This is a genomic window from Dermacoccus nishinomiyaensis, assembly GCF_900447535.1.
GTDB lineage: Bacteria > Actinomycetota > Actinomycetes > Actinomycetales > Dermatophilaceae > Dermacoccus > Dermacoccus nishinomiyaensis.
The window spans coordinates 624,640-643,756 of sequence record NZ_UFXX01000001.1; the positions used below are offsets into that span (position 1 = coordinate 624,640).

18 protein-coding genes are annotated in these 19,117 nt (G+C 69.6%); 6 read left to right on the forward strand and 12 right to left on the reverse strand.

Translation table 11 applies throughout. The annotated features are described in order from the left end of the window. Positions 1 to 111 precede the first annotated feature (111 nt). Positions 112 to 993 (forward strand): sucrase ferredoxin, encoded by an 882-nt coding sequence (locus DYE07_RS03060; protein ID WP_006946901.1) that lies wholly within the window; start codon positions 112 to 114, stop codon positions 991 to 993. Between the two features lie 91 nt (positions 994 to 1,084). Here DYE07_RS03060 and DYE07_RS03065 read toward each other — a convergent pair whose 3' ends face one another. Beyond that, positions 1,085 to 1,762 (reverse strand): hypothetical protein, encoded by a 678-nt coding sequence (locus DYE07_RS03065; RefSeq protein ID WP_006946886.1) that lies wholly within the window; start codon positions 1,760 to 1,762, stop codon positions 1,085 to 1,087. Positions 1,763 to 2,020: 258 nt separating this feature from the next. Next, positions 2,021 to 3,391, reverse strand: coding sequence for an AI-2E family transporter (locus DYE07_RS03070; protein WP_115296320.1), 1,371 nt, complete (start codon positions 3,389 to 3,391; stop codon positions 2,021 to 2,023). A gap of 98 nt (positions 3,392 to 3,489) precedes the next feature. Between DYE07_RS03070 and DYE07_RS03075 the strand changes: the two genes are divergently transcribed. After that, complete coding sequence (locus DYE07_RS03075; protein WP_115296321.1) at positions 3,490 to 3,891, forward strand: HhH-GDP family DNA glycosylase; 402 nt, start codon at positions 3,490 to 3,492, stop codon at positions 3,889 to 3,891. 60 nt (positions 3,892 to 3,951) lie between these two features. On the opposite strand, the gene DYE07_RS03080 is transcribed toward DYE07_RS03075, so the two are convergent. The 4 genes from DYE07_RS03080 to DYE07_RS03095 form a co-directional block, all read right to left on the reverse strand. Beyond that, positions 3,952 to 4,350, reverse strand: a complete 399-nt coding sequence (locus DYE07_RS03080) for a hypothetical protein (RefSeq protein ID WP_237723718.1) — start codon at positions 4,348 to 4,350, stop codon at positions 3,952 to 3,954. Positions 4,351 to 4,493: 143 nt separating this feature from the next. Continuing rightward, complete coding sequence (locus tag DYE07_RS03085; protein WP_040015027.1) at positions 4,494 to 5,153, reverse strand: hypothetical protein; 660 nt, start codon at positions 5,151 to 5,153, stop codon at positions 4,494 to 4,496. A 212-nt stretch (positions 5,154 to 5,365) separates the two neighbouring features. Next, positions 5,366 to 6,646 carry an MFS transporter gene (locus DYE07_RS03090; RefSeq protein ID WP_006946897.1) on the reverse strand — a complete coding sequence of 427 codons (1,281 nt, stop codon included), beginning with the start codon at positions 6,644 to 6,646 and terminating at the stop codon, positions 5,366 to 5,368. After that, positions 6,643 to 8,814, reverse strand: a complete 2,172-nt coding sequence (locus tag DYE07_RS03095; protein ID WP_006946863.1) for a DNA gyrase/topoisomerase IV subunit B — start codon at positions 8,812 to 8,814, stop codon at positions 6,643 to 6,645. Before DYE07_RS03095 ends, DYE07_RS03090 begins: the two co-directional genes overlap by 4 nt. Before the next feature lie 282 nt (positions 8,815 to 9,096). Here DYE07_RS03095 and DYE07_RS03100 point away from each other — a divergent pair, with 282 nt between their 5' ends. Together DYE07_RS03100 and DYE07_RS03105 are read left to right on the forward strand one after the other, a co-directional pair. Beyond that, positions 9,097 to 9,294 (forward strand): DUF7455 domain-containing protein, encoded by a 198-nt coding sequence (locus DYE07_RS03100; RefSeq protein ID WP_006946873.1) that lies wholly within the window; start codon positions 9,097 to 9,099, stop codon positions 9,292 to 9,294. A gap of 211 nt (positions 9,295 to 9,505) precedes the next feature. Continuing rightward, positions 9,506 to 10,006 (forward strand): DUF456 domain-containing protein, encoded by a 501-nt coding sequence (locus DYE07_RS03105; protein WP_207623486.1) that lies wholly within the window; start codon positions 9,506 to 9,508, stop codon positions 10,004 to 10,006. A 69-nt stretch (positions 10,007 to 10,075) separates the two neighbouring features. Here the strand turns inward: DYE07_RS03105 and DYE07_RS03110 are convergent, their stop codons facing one another. From DYE07_RS03110 to DYE07_RS03130, 5 genes are all read right to left on the reverse strand, one after another. Further along, complete coding sequence (locus tag DYE07_RS03110; RefSeq protein WP_115296323.1) at positions 10,076 to 10,543, reverse strand: SCO2097 family morphological protein; 468 nt, start codon at positions 10,541 to 10,543, stop codon at positions 10,076 to 10,078. A 162-nt stretch (positions 10,544 to 10,705) separates the two neighbouring features. Beyond that, positions 10,706 to 11,863: a DNA polymerase IV gene (gene dinB, locus DYE07_RS03115; RefSeq protein WP_440588208.1), complete on the reverse strand. Its 1,158-nt coding sequence runs from the start codon at positions 11,861 to 11,863 to the stop codon at positions 10,706 to 10,708. Then, the gene (locus DYE07_RS03120) at positions 11,851 to 15,597 is read right to left on the reverse strand and encodes a DNA polymerase III subunit alpha (RefSeq protein ID WP_115296325.1); all 3,747 of its coding nucleotides are present in this window, start codon (positions 15,595 to 15,597) and stop codon (positions 11,851 to 11,853) included. The genes dinB and DYE07_RS03120 overlap by 13 nt, the downstream gene beginning before the upstream one ends. A 3-nt stretch (positions 15,598 to 15,600) precedes the next feature. Continuing rightward, positions 15,601 to 16,077, reverse strand: coding sequence for an SAV_6107 family HEPN domain-containing protein (locus DYE07_RS03125; protein ID WP_006946864.1), 477 nt, complete (start codon positions 16,075 to 16,077; stop codon positions 15,601 to 15,603). Between the two features lie 51 nt (positions 16,078 to 16,128). Continuing rightward, positions 16,129 to 16,434, reverse strand: a complete 306-nt coding sequence (locus DYE07_RS03130) for a DUF6504 family protein (protein ID WP_131940850.1) — start codon at positions 16,432 to 16,434, stop codon at positions 16,129 to 16,131. A 165-nt stretch (positions 16,435 to 16,599) separates the two neighbouring features. On the opposite strand from DYE07_RS03130, the gene DYE07_RS03135 reads away from it, so the two are divergent. After that, positions 16,600 to 17,694 carry a polyprenyl synthetase family protein gene (locus DYE07_RS03135; RefSeq protein ID WP_006946859.1) on the forward strand — a complete coding sequence of 365 codons (1,095 nt, stop codon included), beginning with the start codon at positions 16,600 to 16,602 and terminating at the stop codon, positions 17,692 to 17,694. 15 nt (positions 17,695 to 17,709) lie between these two features. On the opposite strand, the gene DYE07_RS03140 is transcribed toward DYE07_RS03135, so the two are convergent. Further along, on the reverse strand, positions 17,710 to 18,084 hold the full coding sequence (locus tag DYE07_RS03140; RefSeq protein WP_006946890.1) for an Rv2175c family DNA-binding protein: 375 nt from the start codon (positions 18,082 to 18,084) through the stop codon (positions 17,710 to 17,712). An 86-nt stretch (positions 18,085 to 18,170) separates the two neighbouring features. Here DYE07_RS03140 and DYE07_RS03145 point away from each other — a divergent pair, with 86 nt between their 5' ends. After that, positions 18,171 to 19,085: a transglycosylase SLT domain-containing protein gene (locus DYE07_RS03145; protein WP_115296326.1), complete on the forward strand. Its 915-nt coding sequence runs from the start codon at positions 18,171 to 18,173 to the stop codon at positions 19,083 to 19,085. Positions 19,086 to 19,117: the final 32 nt, after the last annotated feature.

Genomic DNA, 19,117 nt, shown 5'->3' on the forward strand with positions numbered 1-19,117 from the left:
GCGGCGGGCGCGCCGGGTGACGGCCAGGGTTCTGCTGAGCGCGTGTCATCTGAGGCGCTCGCATCAGAGCGCGAGACCCACCGTGCCTTGGCGCGCCTCTAGGCTGGGGGCATGATGACGTCACCCAGTTCGTGCTCGCTCGATTGGGAAGCGGCCGGCATGCCTGCGTGGGGGACGGCGAAGGTGGCGCGCGTCATCGTCGCCGTCGAGGTGCCGGGCGCGTGGGGACGCGATGCCGTCGGCGATTCCGGGCTGCCGCAACCTGCAGACGCAACGCTGTACCTCATCCGTCGTGTCGGGCGACATGCCGTGGCGGGTGAGACGGCCCGGGTGTTCGTCGGCGGTGGTTTCGGTGACGAACCGTGGCTCGTCGAAGCGACCCTGCGACGCGAAGACGTGACAGGTCTGCTCGCCGGCGATGTGGCAGAGCGCGCGAGGTTGGCGTCTTTCGGTTTCGCCGCACGCCCCGAGCCTGTGCTGCTCGTGTGCACGAACGGCCGCCGCGATGCCTGCTGCGCCGTCCGTGCCCGGCCCGTCGCGGAAGCTGCGCATGCCGCCGCACCCGACAACGTGTGGGAGGTCTCGCACATCGGCGGCCACCGGTTCGCGCCGACGGCCATCCACCTGCCGAGCGGCCAGACCTTCGGTCGACTGACCGGCGACACTGCTGCCGCGCTGGCGACGGCCTCGACGAGCTCGCCGGCGAATCCGGTTGTTCAGCAGCTCTTCTCGTCGACCACTCACCGCGGCCGTATCGATCTGGAACCGGTCGCGCAGGTGGCGGAGACGTGGTGGCGCCAGCAGCACCCCGATCTGACGTTGGCCCCCGTCTCCGGGATCGGTGCGCCCGTGGCGAACGGCGACGACGGGTGGCTCGTCTCCTTGCCCGACGGCACATCGCTCACCATCACGTCGGTACCTGGCCAACCTCTGCGCGACTCGTGCCTCAAGGCTGCGAAACCTTCGGCGTCCTTCGTCGCGCGACTGAACTGAAGCCGCAAACCTGCCCGAGCAGGCGCCGCCCACCGGCCCCGAGCTAGGGCCAGTGGGCGGCAAGGCAGCCGGCTCAGTCGGGCACGTGGGCCTACTTGCGTGCGGTGTTGCTCGTGACACCCCACGTCGTGGCGGTTGTCGAGTAGACCACTCGGTAGTCTCTGGTCGCGCTGGTCCGGTACGAATACGACGTGCTTCCCTTGACCGACTTCGTCACAAGAGTCCTCCACGTAGACGAGCCCACGTCCTTGTACTGGAACGAGGCAGAGGTCTCGAAGGCAATGGGCTTGCCCCAGTACGACGACCAGCGAGCACCGTTCGAGCTGAGTGTCACTGACGTCCCTGAACGCGTCGCCTTGATCGTCGACCAAGAGCCGAGTCGCACGTCGGTCGTGGGCGAGTTCTGTGTGAACTCGTTGTAGTTGACCGATTCACCCGCGTTCTCCGGACGCCATGTGACCTTCCCCAGGGAATGCCAGTCATAGACGTCCCAATGCTCCGAACTCGAACGATCGAAGTAGAGGAAATCCTCCGCACCCTGCGAGGTGTACCCCGACCACGCCGCAGACAGACTCGAGGCGTAGTAGGAGCAACCGCCCGTCACCGTGGGTGTGAAGTGCTGGTAACTGCTGGTGATGCGCACAGTCGACGGGACGACGAGGCGGCAACTTCCGATGACGGCAGCGTCCGCCGTCGGTGCGACTGCGACAGCGGCGAAGGTGGCCAGAGCCGTGGCGCCAGCAGGCGCGAGTCGCATCATGTTCTTCATGGGGATCCTTGGTTGGTGCGAGGGGTGACCCCTGTCACGCGACGGGGCACCTTCACTCTAGCCTGCCGCTCCTTGCCACCCGTTCCGTTTGTGTCGCTCGGTGCCATCGGTCGTCGGCCACGATGACAGGGACAGGAGCGTGGAGCGCGCCCCAAGTACAGAGCACCGGCTGCCACGCTTGGCCTGCCATGCAATCCCGGACGCGATGTATGTCTCGCGGCACGAGGGCAGCGAGGACGGAAGGCGGCCCCCGGCCGGTCAGGCCTTCGTCGCACCACCGGAGCTGCGGTTATCGTCGCGGTTCACCGCAGCGGTGTCGCCGTGAGTGGTCGACGTGGCGTCGCTGTCACGAGTCGCGTGGTCGGAATCATGGCGCCCGCCCGTCTCGACCGCCTGGTCACGCGCGTCGCCGGCGGCGTCGTCAGCTTCTGCGAGTTCGACGGGGTCGCGCTGGCCCGGTGGGTCGTCACTCGTCGCAGAGTCGTCGTCGTCGAGATCCTTCTTCGCGTCGCGTTGCGCGGCGTCGAGCGTCGAGCTCTTCACCTCGTAGCGCGTCTTGTAGAGGTCGAGGATGGCCATGGCCGTCGCGGCGGCGGGCACACCGAGCAAACCGCCGGCGAGGCCGAACATGTTCGCGCCTGCGAGGGCGGATGCGAACGAGACGGCCGGGTGGACGTCGACGGCGCGTGCGCTGATGTTCGGCTCGATCGTGACGTTCTCGATCTGCTGGTAGACGATCGCGAAGATGAGGACGAACAGGCCGTTGATCGGTTTGTCGCTCGTCGCGCCGACGAGGACGGGCAGGACGATCGAGATGTACGTGCCGATGTTGGGCACGAACTGCGCGATGATGCCCGTCCACAACCCGAGCGCCAGCCAGTACGGCATGCCGATCAGCATCATGAACGTGCAGTGGATCGTCGCCGAGATCGTCGCGAGGATGAAGCGCGCCGCGACGTACCCGCCGACCTTTGCGACGAACACCTCCCACACCGTCAGCACGACACGTTGCTGACGCGGCGGGAACAGCCCTGCCACCCAGGTGCGCAGACGCGGTAGGCCGGCCGAGATGTAACAGGTGAAGAAGATGAGGACGAACAGGTTGAACGCCGTCGACACGACGCTCGTCACGAGCCCGAGGACGCCGCCGGCCAGCTGCGAACCGTAGTTCGCGACGTTGTCGGGCGTCAGGTTGACGCTCGAGAGCAGCTTGTTGATGTCGTAGTCGGTGTCGAACTTGCGGTTGACCCAGTCGACGCAATCCGTGACGAGGCCGGGCGCCGCACTGATGAGCGCCTGCACCTCGTCGACGAGGAGGCCCCCGAACGCGGCGAAGAACCCGACGACGGCGCACGCCAGCAGCAGGACGACGAGACCCGTCGCGAGCGCACGCGGCATGTGCATCGCGAAGCGCGACACGGCCGGTTCGATGGCTGCGGCGAGGAAGAACGCCATGACGACGTTGAAGACGACCGAACCCGCCGACCCCGTCAGATAACCGAGGGCGGTGAGCAGGGCGAGGGCGCCGATGACGATCCAGGTGGCATGCCACACCGACTTGAGGTCCAGAGAGACCTTGAGGTGCTGCGGTTCGTCGTCACCGACATCGGCGCGCCTGAACAGTGTCATGTCGTCGTCGTTTCGCTCGCTGAGTGATCTGGCGTGATCCTCTCACGAGGTGGTGACATCGACATGTTCCTTGGGCCGCGCCGCCCTACGATGCCTGCATGCCCCGATTGCACATCGCCCAGAACGACCGTGCCGACGCCGTCATCTCGGAGCGTCTGTTCGGGCTGCTCGTCGGAATGCTGCTCGACCAGCAGATCGCGATGGAGGTGGCGTTCTCCGGCCCCGCCAAGATCTACGACCGGTTCGGCACGCTCGATCCGACGAAGATCGCCGCGATCGAACCGGGTGAGTTCGTCGAGAAGTGCACGACGCCTCCCGCCCTTCACCGTCACGGCCGCTCGATGGCAGAGCGCGTGCAGAAGCTCGCCGCCGTGCGCGACGACTACGACGGCGGCACCCACCCCATATGGGCGACGGACGACGCCGCCGACTCGCTGCAGAAGGTTCGCGAGACGAAACGTGAGATGAAGGCGGCGAAGAAGGCCGCAGCCCGATCGTGACGGCGGCGTCAGCGGCACCTCGCCGACGTTGGGCGAGGGACGCCGCGCTGCCAGGGGGGCTCAGGTGCGAAACCACGCCACGAGACCCGCGCAGCCGCACGCCCACAGGACGCTGACGAACGTGCCGATGATGAACCGCTCGGCGACGGCCGACTTCTCGCCGCTGCGCAGCTCCGGATAACGCCCGAGCCCCTTGACGGCGAGAACGATCGCGATCGCCTCCGGCCACGACGCGACGAGCCCCGCGAAGATCGCCAACCGCTCAAGCGCGCCGATCCACGCGCCGCCGCGCAGGATCGTGGCGGCCTGTGCGACCCCGTCCGAGGACTCCGGCAGGCTCTCCCCCACCTCGGACGCCCGACGATCGACGCTGCGGAACACGAGCGTCGTCACGACACCACCACCCGCGAGCGCCAGTGACCCGAACAGCGCGACGACGAGAACATCCCTGACATCCATGACCCGACGGTAGACGCCGCCACCGACAGTGGTGAGGACACAGGCCGGGACGATCCGTTCCGTCGGGCGCAACGCCGAGCCGGGTGAGGGCCGGGCTGGTGATCCGAGCGCGCCCACAGCCGTCATGCCGCGGGCGCACACGATCAGAGCATGTCGGCTCTCGAGCGACGCCGCCCCTCAGCAGAGCGAGCGCGCGCAGCGTCCATGAGGCGCGCGGCGAGGCGCATGCCGGCGTCGCTCTCCTCGACGGCTGCGGCCCGCGCGCGTTGGCTGACGGCCGAGGGGGTGATGTCGAGTTCGGCGGCGACCTCGCGCCCCGTCAGCCCCTGCCCCAACAACTCGGCAACAGCCCACCCCGCAGGTGTGCGGCGATGCCAAAGCAGGTGCAGCAGCGCCAGCGCCGCGTCGAGGTCGGCCCCCGCCTCGGGCGCCGAAGGAGCCCGAACGGCCACGCGCGCCGGCACGAGCCGGGATGCCTCGACCGCCTCACGCGCCGCGATGAACGCCTCACCCGAGGCGGCACGCACATCGTCGGGTACGGGCGTCACGACCGCGCCGATGCCGACCCCCACCCGCCAGCACCCGAGGCGCGCCAGCCGTTCGAGCGCCTCGACCGTATCGCTCGAACGCGTGAACAGGGCCTGGATCTCATCCCCCGCCGTCCGCGCGAAGCCGCGCGCAGACCCCCCGCTCGACGGGAGAGCGCGCAGCGCTCGCAGGGCGGAGGGCACGGCGTCGCCGCCAGAGCGGCTGTCGACCTGATCCGCCGTCAGCACCACGAGAGAGGATCGGAGTGAAGGCATGGACCTAAACTAGCGTAAGTTAAGGGGAAAAACTTCATTCATAGAATCGTCCAGATTTACCATCCGCCGACGCTCAGCCTGACCACAGGGCGCCAGAACGACGGGGACGGCCCCACTCCCCCGGCCAGCCGTCATCGCGGACACCCCTGCCCGAGACCGACGAAGCCAGATCACGGTTGCCGCACCCCGCTCGGCCCGGCGCGCCCCACGAGTCAGGCAGCGAGTCGATACCGCCGGAAGGACGGGACAAGCAGGCCCACGAGCACGACACCGATGACGACGCACACGCCGCCGAGCCACGCCGTCGTCGCCGCTCCGATCGCGGTCGCGCCGGCGCCGTGGATGACGTCCGCGATGCGTGGGCCGCCGGCGACGACGACGAGGAACACGCCCTGCAGCCGCCCGCGCACCTCGTCGCTCGCGGCCGTCTGAAGCATCGACGTGCGGAAGGCCGCGGAAACCATGTCGGCCGCACCTCCGATGACGAGGGCGATGAACGCGAGCCAGAACACGACGTCGACGCGCCCGTTCGCGAGCGCTACCGCCGCACCGAACCCGATGATGGCGAGGCCCCATACGAGCACCGCGGCCAGCACGGCGACGCCGTGTCGTCGCACGCGCGACACCCACCCGGAGAACACGCCGCCGAGCACGGCGCCGACGGGGATCGCCGCGAACAGCCACGCGAACGCGAAACCACCCCCGAGCGGACCGCCGAACGACTCGTGCGCGATCTGGGGAAACTCCGAGCGCGGCATGCCGAACACCATCGCGATGAGGTCGACGACGAAGCTCGCGAGCAGGACGGGGTGACGCGTCAGGTAGCGCAACCCGTCGAGAACCGACGAAAAACCGGCCTTGACGACCTCACCGATCGGCGGCAGCGCGGGCATGCGGAACACGGCCCACAGCGTCGAGAGCAGGCAGATCGTGTCGATCGCGTACATCCACGAGAACCCGAGTACGGGGATGAGCGCGCCGGCGAGCAGCGGGCCGGCAATGCCACCGGCCATCGCGACCGTCATGAGCAGCGAGTTCGCGGCGGGCAGCAACTCGGGTTCGAGCAGGCGCGGCAGCGACGATTGCAACGCCGGTTGATGCAGCGCGAACAACGCCTGCTGTGCTGCGAACAGACACAGCAGCACCCAGACGTTGACGCCGCCTGCTGCCGCCTGCGCCCAGAACAGCGCGCTCGCGACGACCAAGCCGCCCGAGGTGAACAGCAGGATCCGTCGACGATCGTGCGCGTCGGCGAGCGATCCGCCGTACAGGCCGAACACGATGAGCGGCACGAGGCCGAACAACCCCGTCAGCCCGACGTAACTCGAATCGCGCGTCTGCGCGTAGATCTGCGCGGGCACGGACACGATCGTCAGCTGCGCGCCGACGACGGTGACGATGTCGGCGATCCACAACCGCCGGAAGGCGGGGTTGCGCAACGGCCGCGTGTCGGCGAGAACCGAGCGAAACCGTTGCAGCCGAGTCGAACTCATGCGTCGATGCGCTCGGTGTCGAGATCGTTGGCGCTGGAGATGATGAAATCCTTGCGCGGCGCGACCTCGCTGCCCATGAGCAGGTCGAACACCTGCTCGGCCATCTCGGCGTCCTTGAGCGTGACACGACGCAGCGTGCGGTGGCGTGGGTCCATCGTCGTCTCCGCGAGCTGGTCGGCGTCCATCTCACCGAGGCCCTTGTAGCGCTGCGGCTGCTTGAACGTGCGGCCCTTCTTCTCCCACGCCGCGACGGTGGCTCGCATCTCGTCCTCGGAATAGGTGTAGATGACCTCACCCTTCGCGCGGCCCTGCGCGCTCACCTCGAGACGGTGCAGCGGCGGCATCGCGGCGTACACGCGCCCCGCCGCGACGAGCGGACGCATGTAGCGGAAGAACAACGTCAGCAGCAGCGTGCGGATGTGGGCGCCGTCGACGTCGGCGTCCGTCATGAGGATGATCTTGCCGTAGCGCACCATGTCGAGGTCGAAACTGCGCCCCGAACCCCCTCCGACGACCTGGATGATCGAGGCGCACTCCGCGTTCTTCAGCATGTCGCCGACGGACGCCTTCTGCACGTTGAGGATCTTGCCGCGGATCGGCAGCAGCGCCTGGTACTCCGAGTTGCGCGCCGCCATGCCCGTACCTAGCGCCGAGTCGCCCTCGACGATGAACAGCTCGCTGCGCTCACCGTCGGTCGAGCGGCAGTCCTTCAGCTTGCCCGGCAGGCTCGAGGACTCGAGCGCCGTCTTGCGACGCTGCGTCTCCTTGTGGGCGCGCGCGCTGATGCGCGACTTCATCTCGGCGACGACCTTCTCCAGCAGTAGCGCGGCCTGCGCCTTGTCGTCACGCTTCGTCGACGTCAGGTGCGCGCTCAGCTCTTTCTCGACGACCTTGCTGACGATGGCGCGCACGGCCGCGGTGCCGAGCACCTCCTTCGTCTGGCCCTCGAACTGCGGCTCCGCGAGGCGAACGGTGACGACGGCTGTCAGACCGGCGAGGACGTCGTCCTTCTCGACCTTGTCATTGCCGACCTTGAGCTTGCGCGCGTTGACCTCGAGCTGCTTCTTGAACACCTTCATGAGCGCCTGCTCGAAACCGGTGTTGTGCGTGCCGCCCTTCGGCGTCGCGATGATGTTGACGAAGCTGCGCACCTTCGTCTCGTACCCGGTGCCCCAGCGCAGCGCGATGTCGACGCCGCACTCGCGCGTCACGTCCTGGCTCGTCATGTGGCCGCTCGATTCGTCGAGCACCGGCACCGTCTCGGTGAACGACCCGCTGCCCTGCAGGCGCCAGATGCCGGTGACGGCGGCGTCGGGCGCGAGGTACTCGCAGAACTCGCTGATGCCGCCGTCGTGGAGGAAGGTCTCCTCGTGCGGGCCGTTCTCCCCCGGCGTACCGGCGAGACCCCGCTCGTCACGAATGATGATGGTGAGGCCCGGCACGAGGAAACTCGTCTGACGAGCGCGCGCGATGAGCTGGTCGTAGTCGAACTGCGCGGTCTTGAGGAAGATCGTCGTGTCGGCCCAGTAGCGCACGCGCGAACCGGTGACGCCGCGCCTGGCCTTGCCGACAACCTCGAGCTGGCTGCCGGACTCGAACGGCGTGAACGGGTTCGTCGGGCTTTTCGCGAGCGGATCGGAGGAGTCGCCGTCGGCGAACGTGCCGGGCTCGCCGCGGCGGAAACTCATGCCGTACGTCTTGCTCGCACGGTCGACCTCGACGTCGAGACGCGAACTGAGCGCGTTGACGACGGACGCACCGACGCCGTGCAGACCACCGGAGGCCGTGTACGACCCGCCACCGAACTTGCCGCCCGCGTGCAGTTTCGTGAAGACGACCTCGACGCCCGACAGACCCGTGCGCGGCTCGACGTCGACGGGAATGCCGCGGCCGTTGTCGCGCACCTCGACGGAGCCGTCGGGCAGGAGGATGACCTCGATGCGGTCGCAGTACCCGCCGAGCGCCTCGTCGACGGCGTTGTCGATGATCTCCCAGAGGCAGTGCATGAGGCCGCGACCGTCGGTCGAGCCGATGTACATGCCGGGACGCTTGCGGACGGCCTCGAGCCCCTCGAGCACCTGGAGGTGGCGGGCGGTGTAGTTCTCTTGGTTCTCGCTGGGCGACACCTGGGGAATCTCCTTGACCTTCGTCACGCGCACACTCGACATGTGCCTCGACACGCTATCGGACGAACCCCGTCGTTCCGCGTCGCCACGCGCAAGCCACCTCTCGTGGGCGCTCCGTCATGTGGTGTGCATGGTGGTGTGCGGCCGCGGGTGCACGCGGGTCGAGGCAATCACTCGGGCGCGCGAGGAGGCCCGCAGATCGAAACCGGCTTCGCGGGAATGCCTCCACGTGGAAGACTGTTGTTCATTGTCGAGAACCACATTCGTGTGGGTTCACGAATACGCGTGAGACGGCCCCCGCGCCGTCCGACGAGGAGGATGGATATGACCGCAACGATGGAACAGACGATGACCGCCGCCGACCGCTGCGACCGCTGTGGCGCCCAGGCGTTCATCAAGGCCGTCATGTCCGAAGGTCTCGAACTGCGCTTCTGCGGCCACCACGGCCGTGAGCACCTCGACAAGCTGCGGGAGGTAGCCGTCGAGGTCATCGACGAAACCCCCCGCCTCAGCGAGGTCTGAGCATCTCGCCCCTTCGGCACAGCGAACCGTTCGGCCCCGTGTTCTCGATCATCGAGGCGCGGGGCCGAACGCATGCCGGGGGCACTGTCGGACGCACCCGGGCATGAGGCCTCGCGCGATGGGTGTCGTGCGATCGGTGCCGTGCGACTGCCGCCGCGCGACGGCGGTGATCTCGGGCGCAGCGATGCGCTGATGGGCCATGATGAACACCATGGTGGTCTCCACAGAAACCTTGACGACGCTCGGTGCGGCCCTGCTCGTCGCGGTCGGCATCGCCGGCCTCATCGTGCCCGTCCTACCGGGCCTCGCGTGCGTCGTGCTCGGCGTGCTCGTCTGGGCCATCGGCCAGTCGAGCACGGCGGCATGGGTGGTGTTCGCTGTCGCGTGCGTCCTCGCTGTCGCAGGCTATGTCGTGCAGGTTCTCGTGCCGGGGCGTCAGCTCTCGCGGGGTGGGGTCGCGCGGCGCAGCAACATCGTCGGGCTCGTGTGCGCGGTGGTCGGCTTCTTCGTCGTCCCCGTGATCGGGCTGCTGCTGGGCTTCGTCATCGGCGTGTTCTTGGCGGAGAGCGCACGACTGCGTGATCGCGCGCAGGCGTGGACAGCGACCCGCGTCGCCATCCGGGCAGCGCTGACGTCGGTGGGCATCGAACTGGCCGCAGCCGTGACGATCGCCGTCGGCTGGGCCATCGCTGCGTTCGCGCTGGCACGGTGAGCGGGGCGCGCCGAGCGTCATCGCTGCAGACGAGCAGCGAACACTCACGTCAGCGACGCCGCTGCCGGTTCACCATCCCTGGTTCTCGTAGCGGCGACGCTCCCAGCGCTGCTCCATCCGCTGCATGAAGTCGCCCTGCGGACGAGGAGCCGAGGAGCGCGGCCGAGCGGTGCGCGCCGGACGAGCCATGCGCGGCATCCGCGACGCGGGGTGCGCGCCGGTCTGGGCCGTGATGCCCTCGAACGAGTTCGGGTCGACGACGTGCAGGGCGGGCCGTGACGGCGTCTGCACGGACAGCAGGGCACCCGCGGCGATGACCAGCATGCCGACGAGACCCAACCACATGTGCGAGGAGTACGTGCCGACGGCGGTGAGGCCGAGGCCTGCGAGGCAGACCGCGCCGGCGAAGAGGGCGCGCCTGCGTCGACGGCGGCGCTCCGGGTCGGCCTGCATCGTCGAGGCGAACTTGGGATCCTCGGCGGAAAGCTGCGCCTCGAGCTGCTCCAACGTGCGCAACTCATGCTCGGACAACGGCATGGTGGCCCTCCATCCCTTCGTCACCCCACATGATGCACACCTCGTGCGGCGGGTGACACATAACGTCAGTTGTAGCACTTCAGCGCGGTGCACGACGGGGAAAGTGCATCACACCATGACCTTTCACGCCAGAGCCTGCCGCCATGGGCCGCCCGTGCCCGCTCATCCGACGAGGCTCGCCGGGCGCACGATGCCTGCCCCGAAGCGCGCGCTCGCCCGATCGATCGCCCGATCCGCCTCCCGCCATCCGTTCTCACGCTCCCCGAGCCGGATCTGCCGCGACGTCTGACGCACGTCCTTCAACCCCTGCACCCGCACCCCGACGAGCCGCACCCGCGCGCGCTGCAGGGCGAGCGCGTCGAACAATTGCGCTGCGACGTCGTAGATCTCGCGGCTGACGTCGGTGTGCTCGGGCAGCGTGCGCGAGCGCGTGATCGTCGTGAAGTCCGAGAACCTCACCTTGAGCACGACCGTCCGACCCGCGACCTGCGCCGCCCGCATCCGCGCCGCCACCCGATCGCTCAGCTTGAGCAGCTCGCGCTTGATCTCGACGGCGTCGTCGAGGTCGGCGGGAAACGTCTCGTCCGAACCGATGCTGCGCTCGGGTTCGTGCGGGACAACGCGGCGCTCGTCATGCCCCCAGGCGAGGCGGTGCAGGGTGACGCCCGCGCTCTGCCCGAGGGCGCGCACGAGCGTGCGTTCGGGCAGGTGTGCGACATCGCCGACGGTGCGCAGCCCGAGGCGATGCAGTTTCTCCTTCGTCGTCTCACCCACGCCCCACAGCGCCTCGACGGGCAGCGGGTGGAGGAAGTCGAGGGTCTCGTGGCGCTCGACGAGGAGCAGCCCGTCAGGTTTCGCGCGCGTCGAGGCCAGCTTGGCGACGAACTTGACCGGCGCGATGCCGACCGAGCACGTGATCATCTGCTCGTCCGCGACGGCGTCACGCAGTTGGTGCCCGAGCGCAACCGCCTGACGCGGTGTCGGTGCCACCCCGCTCACGTCGAGGAACGCCTCGTCGAGTGAGATGGGTTCGACGAGCGGCGTCACCTGAGCGAACAGGTGCATGACGGCTCCCGAGATGCGCGAGTACAGCTCGGCGTCGGGTGGCAGCACCACCGCCTGCGGGCACAGCCTGCGCGCGCGCCCCATGGGCATGCCGGAGCTCACCCCGGACCGTCGCGCCTCGTACGTGGCGGACAGCACCACCCCGCGACCCGCACCCCCGACGATGACGGGGGTGCCCACGAGTTCGGGGCGCTCGATGAGCGACGCCGAGGCGTAGAAGGCGTCCATGTCGACGTGCAGGATCATCGTTTCCATCCTCCTGAGCTTCCCGGGCTCGCGTGCCACAGGTGTGACGGAGCCTCACCCTCGCCGGGCAGTTCGGCGCGCGAGGCACGAAGCGCCTCCCCCGCCGGTTTGATGTCGGTGTACGGCGACTGCGCGAACCCCGACGCGTGCACGAGCTGACGCCGCCCGCGCGCGGCCCCGACCGAGCGCTCCGCCCCGCGCCGCTCGCTCTCCTCGACGAGACGGTGGACCCCGGCCTCGCCGTCGTGCTCCCACGCCTTCCACGCCTGCGCCAGATCCCACGCTCCCGTCGCGCGGATCGAGACCCCACGCGGGCCGGTGCGGCGCACGACGCCCCGCACGAGGAGCATCCACGCGTGGAAGACCGTGTCGGCGTAGGGGCCCTGGACGTCCTCGAAGAACGTCGCGTCGGCCGGGCCCGTACCGTCGTCGACGGTGAGGAAGATGACGCGTCGCCCCGAACGCACCGGCGGTGTCTGCGTGGCGACCTTGATGCCGGCGCACCACACTGTCTCGCCGCCGTGCAGCGACGCGAGGTCACAGGCCCGGCTGACGCCCAGCGCCCGCACGAGAGGCGCGTAGAACTGCATGACGTGCCCGCTGACGTCCAACCCGAGGATGTCGAGCTCGGCCCGCACCTTCTCGGCCGGGGTGAACTCGGGCAGGCCACTGCTCACCGCCTCACCGTCGTCGAGCATGTCGAAGGCCAGCTGCGAGCCCTGCGTCTCGTACCGCTCGTGCGGCCGTCGCCCCTGCGCCTGACGACGCGCCGCCTCGACGCTGTCGAAAGCCATCACCGTTCCTGCGGCCCCGTCCGCGTTCACAGACGCGCCCACGCCCGGGGCCGAACTGATCATGCGACGGCGAGCGCCACGCGTCAGACGCGCCGAGGCGTGCCGATCCAACCGTTCGAGGTCGTCGAGCTCGAGCAGCAGATCTCGCCGCGTCGGTGCGCCGCATACGCCGGGTCGTCCGGTGCCGTGCAGTGCGTCGAAGGCGCCGACGAGCAGCAACCGCTCGACGACGGGCCGGCTCAGACCCGCCCGGCGCCACACGTCCGTCAGGCTCGTGTAGGGCTGGCCCTCCACGAGTGACGTCATCTCGCGCTCGCTCATACCCTTGACGTCGAGGAAACCGATGCGCAAACCGAGATGGTCGTCATCGCTGCCCTCGCCCGGCACGCGCTCGACGCGGTACTCGCGGCGCGAGGCGTTGATGTCGACGCCCAGCACGGGCACGCCGAACGTCCGCACGTCGGCGAGGATGAGTCGCTTGGGGTACATCCCCGGGTCGTGGGTGAGAACGCCTGCGACGAACGCGGCGAGGTGATGGGTCTTCAACCACGCCGACTGGTAGGTGGGGACGGCGAACGCGGCGGCGTGAGCCTTGCAGAAACCGAACGAGGCGAACGCGGCGAGCACCTCCCAGATGCGGTCGCGTTCCGCGCTCGTGTAGCCGCGGTGCTGCGCGGCCTCGCGCCACCACAGTTCGATCTTCTCCTGCCCGGTGCTCGAGCCCATCGCCCGTCGCACCTCGTCGGCCTGCGCCAGCGTGATGCCGGTCGTCTGCGCGAAGATGCGCAGCACCTGTTCGTGGAAGACGACGACACCCATCGTCTCCTCCAGTGCCGGGCGCAGACTCTCGTGCAGGTACTCGGGCGGCGCCCACCCCTGCCGCGCGCGCAGGAACGGGGTGATCATGTCGCTCTTGACCGGCCCGGGGCGGAACAGCGAGATGTCGATGATGAGGTCTTCGAAACGCTGCGGCCCGAACTTGCCGATGAGTTCCCGCTGCCCGGGCGACTCGATCTGGAAGCACCCCAGGGTGCGCGTCGTGCGGATGAGCTCGAAGGTGGCCTCGTCGTCGAACGGCACGCACTCGGGGTCGTCGAGGTCGACGACGGCACCCTCGACGCGTTCGATCTCGGCGACGGCGTGGGCCATGGCCGACTGCATGCGGATGCCGAGCACGTCGAGCTTGAGCAGCCCCAGCGTCTCGACGTCGTCCTTGTCGAACTGACTCATCGGGAAACCGAGCCAGCTCGCCTCCATCGGCGTGCGCTGCGCCAGCCCGGCGTTCGACAGGATCACCCCGCACGGATGCAGCGCGATGTGCCGCGGCAGCCCGTCGAGGCGCTCGACGAGGTCGAACAGCCGGTCGAGCTCCGGTTCGGCGAGCCCGCGCGCCCGCAGCTCGGGCAGCTCCTCGATCGCATGCCGCACGTCACGGGCCGCGACGTGCGGGAAGGCCTTCGCGATGACGTCGACGTCGGCCGGCACCATCCCGAGCGCGGCACCGGCGTCACGGATGGCGTGGCGCACCCGGTAGGTCTCCATCATCGACACGCACGTCACCCGCTCCCCGCCGAAGCGCTCCATGATGCGTTCGTAGATCTCGGTGCGGCGCGCCGACTCGACGTCGATGTCGATGTCGGGCAGTGACGCGCGGGCCCTCGTGCAGAACCGCTCCATGAGCAGTCGGTGCTCGATGGGGTCGACCCCGCTGATGCCGAGCAGGTAGGTGATGAGGCTGCCCGCGCCCGACCCGCGGGCCGCGACGCGCCCGCCCATGTCGCGGATGAGGTCGCAGACCTGCGCGACGGTGAGGAAATACGTCGGGTACCCGAGGTGACGCACCACGTCGAGCTCCTCCTCGAGCCGCTCCAGCACCTCGCGCCGTTTTGCCTCCGACGCGTGCGGGTAGCGTCCGTTCACCGCGGCGTGACAGCGCTCGGTGAGCACCCGCTGCGGGTCGGTGCCCGTCAGGCCCAGCACCTCGACCTCGGGCAGGTGCACCGCCCCGATGCCGATGTCTCGGAACGGGTGCTGGACGCACGCCTGCGCCAGCCGGTCGCTCGCCCCGACGAGCTCGAGCGCGGCGCCGAGATCACCCAGCCCTTCGGCGAGCGCCTCGGCCTGCGTCAGCATCTGCGCCTCAGGGCGCAGATGGCCCTGAACGCTCGTGCGATCCAGGTGACGCAGGTCGAGCGCCACCCCACGGCGTGCCGCGTCGAGGACGTCGGCAGTGATCGCCTCGTCGACCTCACCATGACGCACCCAGCCGCTCAGCACGGCGGGCACGCCGCACCGACGGGCGAGGCGCCACAGGTTCGTCGCGTGACGCCGACTGGCCATCGCCTCGGGCGGGCCGTCGTGGCAGGCCACCTCGAGGGCGAGCGCGCCGTGCGGGAGAGCGGTTCGCCAGCGACGCACCAGGGCCTCGGCCTCGGCGTGACGACCGCGCAGGAGTGCCTGCCCGACGTCCGAATCCGGGCCGAGGAGCACCGTGAGTGCCGGCTGGTTCGGTTCGCTCTCGTGCGTGACGTGCGCGGCCACCCGGTCGAGACTCGTGGCGGGCGCGCCGCGCTCACCGCTCAGATGAGCATCGGTGACGAGACGGCACAGCTGGGCCCACCCCAGCCCCGGCGCGAGCCCCGACGCCGCACCGCGGGCGAGGACGGTGACGCGCGGGCTCCGCTCGTCCCGCGCCGGGCCACCCTTGGCGGGGGTACGCGCCCGCAGCACGCGCTCGGGCGCCAGCGCGAGGTCGACGCCGAGGATCGGCTCGAGGCCTGCGGCGGTGCACGCCTCGACGAACTTGACGCTGCCGTACAGACCGTCGCGGTCGGTGAGCGCGAGGCGTCCGTACCCGAGCTCGGCGGCGCGGGCGACGAGTGTCGCGGGTGGGGTCGTGCCGTACTGCAACGAGTACGACGAGGCGACCCGAAGGTGCGTGAACTGCATGGTTCACCTCACCTGGACCGGGGTCATGCGCGAACCGACCGGCGCGAGCGGCGGGAGACCGGCGTGCTCGAGGACGATCTGCAGGAACGTCTCGGCCTGCCGCACGAGATCGTCGGCCTCCCGTGCGGCGGGCACGAGGATGCCTGCGCTCACGGCGCGGCTGCGGCGCCCGCTCTCGGTGAAGAACGCCGCCCATTCACCCAGCTCGGGCGCGTGCTGGGCGAGCGTCACCCACGCACTGCGCGGCTTGGAGCTGAGGCTGCGCGGCGCCTTCCACGCGAGCAACCCAGCAGCGGCGCGCAGCGCCGCGAGATGCGCCGCGACGTAGCGCTGCGAACTCGTCGAGACGGTGCAGGCCTCGACGAGGGTGTCGTGGGAACGCGCGACGAGGTCGAGCAGATCGGTGGAGCAGACGGCAGGGGCGGCGTTCGTCGAGGTGACCGACGTCGACGTGGTCGGGGCTGTGGTCAGGGTCGTCATGGGGCACTTCCTTCGTCGATGGGGCGGGAACGGGCGGTTCAGTCGATGAGCTCAGTCGGTGAGGGCGCGCAGCGACCAGCGCTCACCGTGGTGCACGAGGTGGAAGACCCCGCTCGAGGCGCGGCGCCCGGCCGTCGCCTCGACACGCCAGGTGCGTTGCTCGAGCCGGCGCTGGACGTCAGGGGCGCTCTGCTCGTCAGGTGTCGTGGGACGGGCCGGATCACGCCACCACGGCACCCGTTCACGCCAGGTGTCGAGCACCTGCGTCACCCGGTAGCGACGCCCGCGCCACTCGAAGACCACGGGCTTGCCGCACGCGTCGACCCCCATGGCGACGACGTCGTCGTACTCGCGCATCACACGACCTCCTCCTCGGTGGAGGGCAGAGCCCTCCCCACGAAAATCGAACTTCTGTTCGATGAGAAGAATGTACGACCGACGTCTGACAACCCCGTCAGGTCGCGGTTCTCACGCCGCTACGCGTAGGCTCACTGGTAGCCGATCTGGAAAAGGAAACGCACCGTGCCCGACTCTCTCGATGCGCCGCGCCTGCTCGAACGACTGCAGGAGACCCTCGATGCCGAGGTGAGCCATCAGCGCGACGTCCTCGCCCCCCTCGGCGGCCAGACCGACCTCATGCTCGACGCCGTCGCCACCCTCCTGCGCGGAGGCAAGCGTGTGCGTGCGTCGTTCCTGTACTGGGGTTACCGCGCCGCCGGTGGAGCCGACAGCGACGCCCTCGTGCGCTGCGCCGCGTCGATGGAGCTGTTCCAGGCCGCCGCGTTGCTGCACGACGACGTCATGGACGCGAGCGACACCCGACGCGGCATGCCCGCCGCGCACCGGGCGATGGCCGCCGCGCACCGCAGCCGCGGTCTCGACGGTGACGCCGACCGCTTCGGCGAGGCCGGCGCCATCCTGGCCGGCGACCTGTGCCTGACGTGGGCCGACGAGATGTACGCGACGAGCGGCCTGCCCGCCGACGAGGTCGCGCGCGGTCGCGCCGTCTTCGACCTCATGCGCACGCAGCTCATGGGCGGTCAGTTCCTCGACGTCCTCGAGGCCTCGACGCCCTGGGCGACGATGGGCACGCCCGAGCGCATCGAGCGTGCGCTGCGCGTCATCCGTTTCAAGAGCGCCAAGTACACGATGGAGCACCCCCTGCTCATCGGTGCGGCGAGCGCGGGCGCCTCCCCCCACGTCACGCAGGCCCTGTCGCAGTATGGTCTCGCGCTCGGTGAGGCCTACCAGCTGCGTGACGACCTGCTCGGCGTCTTCGGCGACCCGGCCCAGACGGGCAAGCCCGCCGGCGACGACCTACGCGAGGGCAAGCGCACCGTCCTCGTCGCGCACCTGCTCGACGCCGCCGGTGACGAGCCGGAGGTCGGCACGTTCTTCGCCGAGCGTTTCGGCCACGACGACCTGCGCGAGGACGAGGTCGAACGCATCCGTGTGCTCGCTCGCGAATCAGGGGCCGTCGACGCCGTCGAAGCGCGCATCGCCGAGGGCGCTCAGCGGGCCCGCGCGGCGTTGGACGGTGTGCGCAGCCAGGTGCCGGCCGACGCCTACGCCGCGCTGGAGGCGTTCATCGAGTCGACGACGGCCCGCACGTTCTGACGCGGCAGCTCGCGATCAGAACGCGTCCTCCATGGCGCGCTTGCGCACCTCGGCCTTGCGGCCCGCGCGCAGCATGTCGATCGGTGCCCCGTCGATCGGGAGGGTCTCGTCCGGCGTGCACAGCCAGCGGATGGCCTCGTCGTCGTCGAACCCGCCGTCGTTGAGCACCGTGACGGTGCCCATGAGCGAGGCGAGCACGCCGCCGCCCTGGATGAAGGCGGCCGGCACCGCGACGACGTTGCGCTCCCCGACGCGGCTCGCGATGATCTCGCGGTCGGCGATCATCTGACGCACCTGGCGCAGCGACATGCCGAGCGCCTCGGCGAGGTCGGGTACGGTCAGCCAGTCGCCGACGAGGGTCTCGAGGTCAGGTGCGGTTGCGTCATTCACCCTCACAGGGTGCCAGAGACTCTCTCATCGGCGCACGTCGAGCGCGCCTCCACCAAAACGTCACAGCCGCGACCTAGCGTGGACACATGCCCGCCCTTCTCGCCCTGCCCGTCGCCGTCCACAGCGCCGCCCAGCCCGTGCACCACCAGCTGCGCGGCCCGCAGTCGCACGCCGAGACGCCGACGTCACACCGCGCGAACTCCGCGAAGAAGCCGGTGCGCAGGATGTCGACGACGCGCGTGCGCGCCGGCGACACCGTCTACGGCATCGCGCGACGCATGCACTCCAGCGTCGCCGCCATCGTCAAGGCGAATCCCGGCATCGAGCTGCGCCGCCTGCTCCCCGGCACGACGCTGCGCGTCCCCGTCGCTACCTCCGCCGCGCACACGCCGTCACCCCACCCGGCGACGAAGCCCACCCGCCCGGCAACGAAGCCCACCCGCCCGGCGACGAAACCCGCAGCCACGCCGCACCCGGGCCCCTCGACGCACGCCCCGAAGCCGAAGCACGTCGTCCGCTACGCCGGGACGGCGGCGGCGCGCGGCTATCCGGCGTCCCTCGTCGCCTCCGGTGACCGCCACCGCCGTCAGCTCGCCGCGGCCGACCTGCCCGGGCAGGCGCAGATCCGCGCGATGATCACCTCGACCGCGAAGCGCTACGGCGTCAGCCCGAAGCTCGCCCTCGCGATCGGCTGGCAGGAATCGGGTCACCGGCAGAGCGCCGTCTCGGTCTGCGACGCCCTCGGCACGATGCAGGTCATGCCCACGACCGGGCAGTGGGCCGGCTCCATCGTGCATCGTCACCTCGACCTGCTCGACACACAGGACAACATCACCGCCGGCGTCGTAACGCTGCGTTTCCTCACCGAGCACGCGCACGATCAGAACGAGGCCATCGCCGCCTACTACCAAGGTCTTGGAGCAGTGCGCGCGCACGGCATGTACCCCGACACCCGCCGGTACGTCGCGAGCGTCAATACCCACATGAAGCGCTTCTCCTGACGCGGGCGTGCACAGCCGACGCACACGCGGAG

What these genes read in the sequence shown, in the direction of transcription:
- dinB (WP_440588208.1), bottom strand. Translation starts at nt 11,863, where the DNA reads ATGGAAACGATGATCCTGCACGTCGACATGGACGCCTTCTACGCCTCG.
- DYE07_RS03095 (WP_006946863.1), bottom strand. Translation starts at nt 8,814, where the DNA reads ATGTCGAGTGTGCGCGTGACGAAGGTCAAGGAGATTCCCCAGGTGTCG.
- DYE07_RS03100 (WP_006946873.1), top strand. Translation starts at nt 9,097, where the DNA reads ATGACCGCAACGATGGAACAGACGATGACCGCCGCCGACCGCTGCGAC.
- DYE07_RS03085 (WP_040015027.1), bottom strand. Translation starts at nt 5,153, where the DNA reads ATGCCTTCACTCCGATCCTCTCTCGTGGTGCTGACGGCGGATCAGGTC.
- DYE07_RS03070 (WP_115296320.1), bottom strand. Translation starts at nt 3,391, where the DNA reads ATGACACTGTTCAGGCGCGCCGATGTCGGTGACGACGAACCGCAGCAC.
- DYE07_RS03120 (WP_115296325.1), bottom strand. Translation starts at nt 15,597, where the DNA reads ATGCAGTTCACGCACCTTCGGGTCGCCTCGTCGTACTCGTTGCAGTAC.
- DYE07_RS03125 (WP_006946864.1), bottom strand. Translation starts at nt 16,077, where the DNA reads ATGACGACCCTGACCACAGCCCCGACCACGTCGACGTCGGTCACCTCG.
- DYE07_RS03145 (WP_115296326.1), top strand. Translation starts at nt 18,171, where the DNA reads ATGCCCGCCCTTCTCGCCCTGCCCGTCGCCGTCCACAGCGCCGCCCAG.
- DYE07_RS03130 (WP_131940850.1), bottom strand. Translation starts at nt 16,434, where the DNA reads ATGCGCGAGTACGACGACGTCGTCGCCATGGGGGTCGACGCGTGCGGC.
- DYE07_RS03080 (WP_237723718.1), bottom strand. Translation starts at nt 4,350, where the DNA reads ATGGATGTCAGGGATGTTCTCGTCGTCGCGCTGTTCGGGTCACTGGCG.
- DYE07_RS03065 (WP_006946886.1), bottom strand. Translation starts at nt 1,762, where the DNA reads ATGAAGAACATGATGCGACTCGCGCCTGCTGGCGCCACGGCTCTGGCC.
- DYE07_RS03075 (WP_115296321.1), top strand. Translation starts at nt 3,490, where the DNA reads ATGCCCCGATTGCACATCGCCCAGAACGACCGTGCCGACGCCGTCATC.
- DYE07_RS03105 (WP_207623486.1), top strand. Translation starts at nt 9,506, where the DNA reads ATGGTGGTCTCCACAGAAACCTTGACGACGCTCGGTGCGGCCCTGCTC.
- DYE07_RS03090 (WP_006946897.1), bottom strand. Translation starts at nt 6,646, where the DNA reads ATGAGTTCGACTCGGCTGCAACGGTTTCGCTCGGTTCTCGCCGACACG.
- DYE07_RS03110 (WP_115296323.1), bottom strand. Translation starts at nt 10,543, where the DNA reads ATGCCGTTGTCCGAGCATGAGTTGCGCACGTTGGAGCAGCTCGAGGCG.
- DYE07_RS03060 (WP_006946901.1), top strand. Translation starts at nt 112, where the DNA reads ATGATGACGTCACCCAGTTCGTGCTCGCTCGATTGGGAAGCGGCCGGC.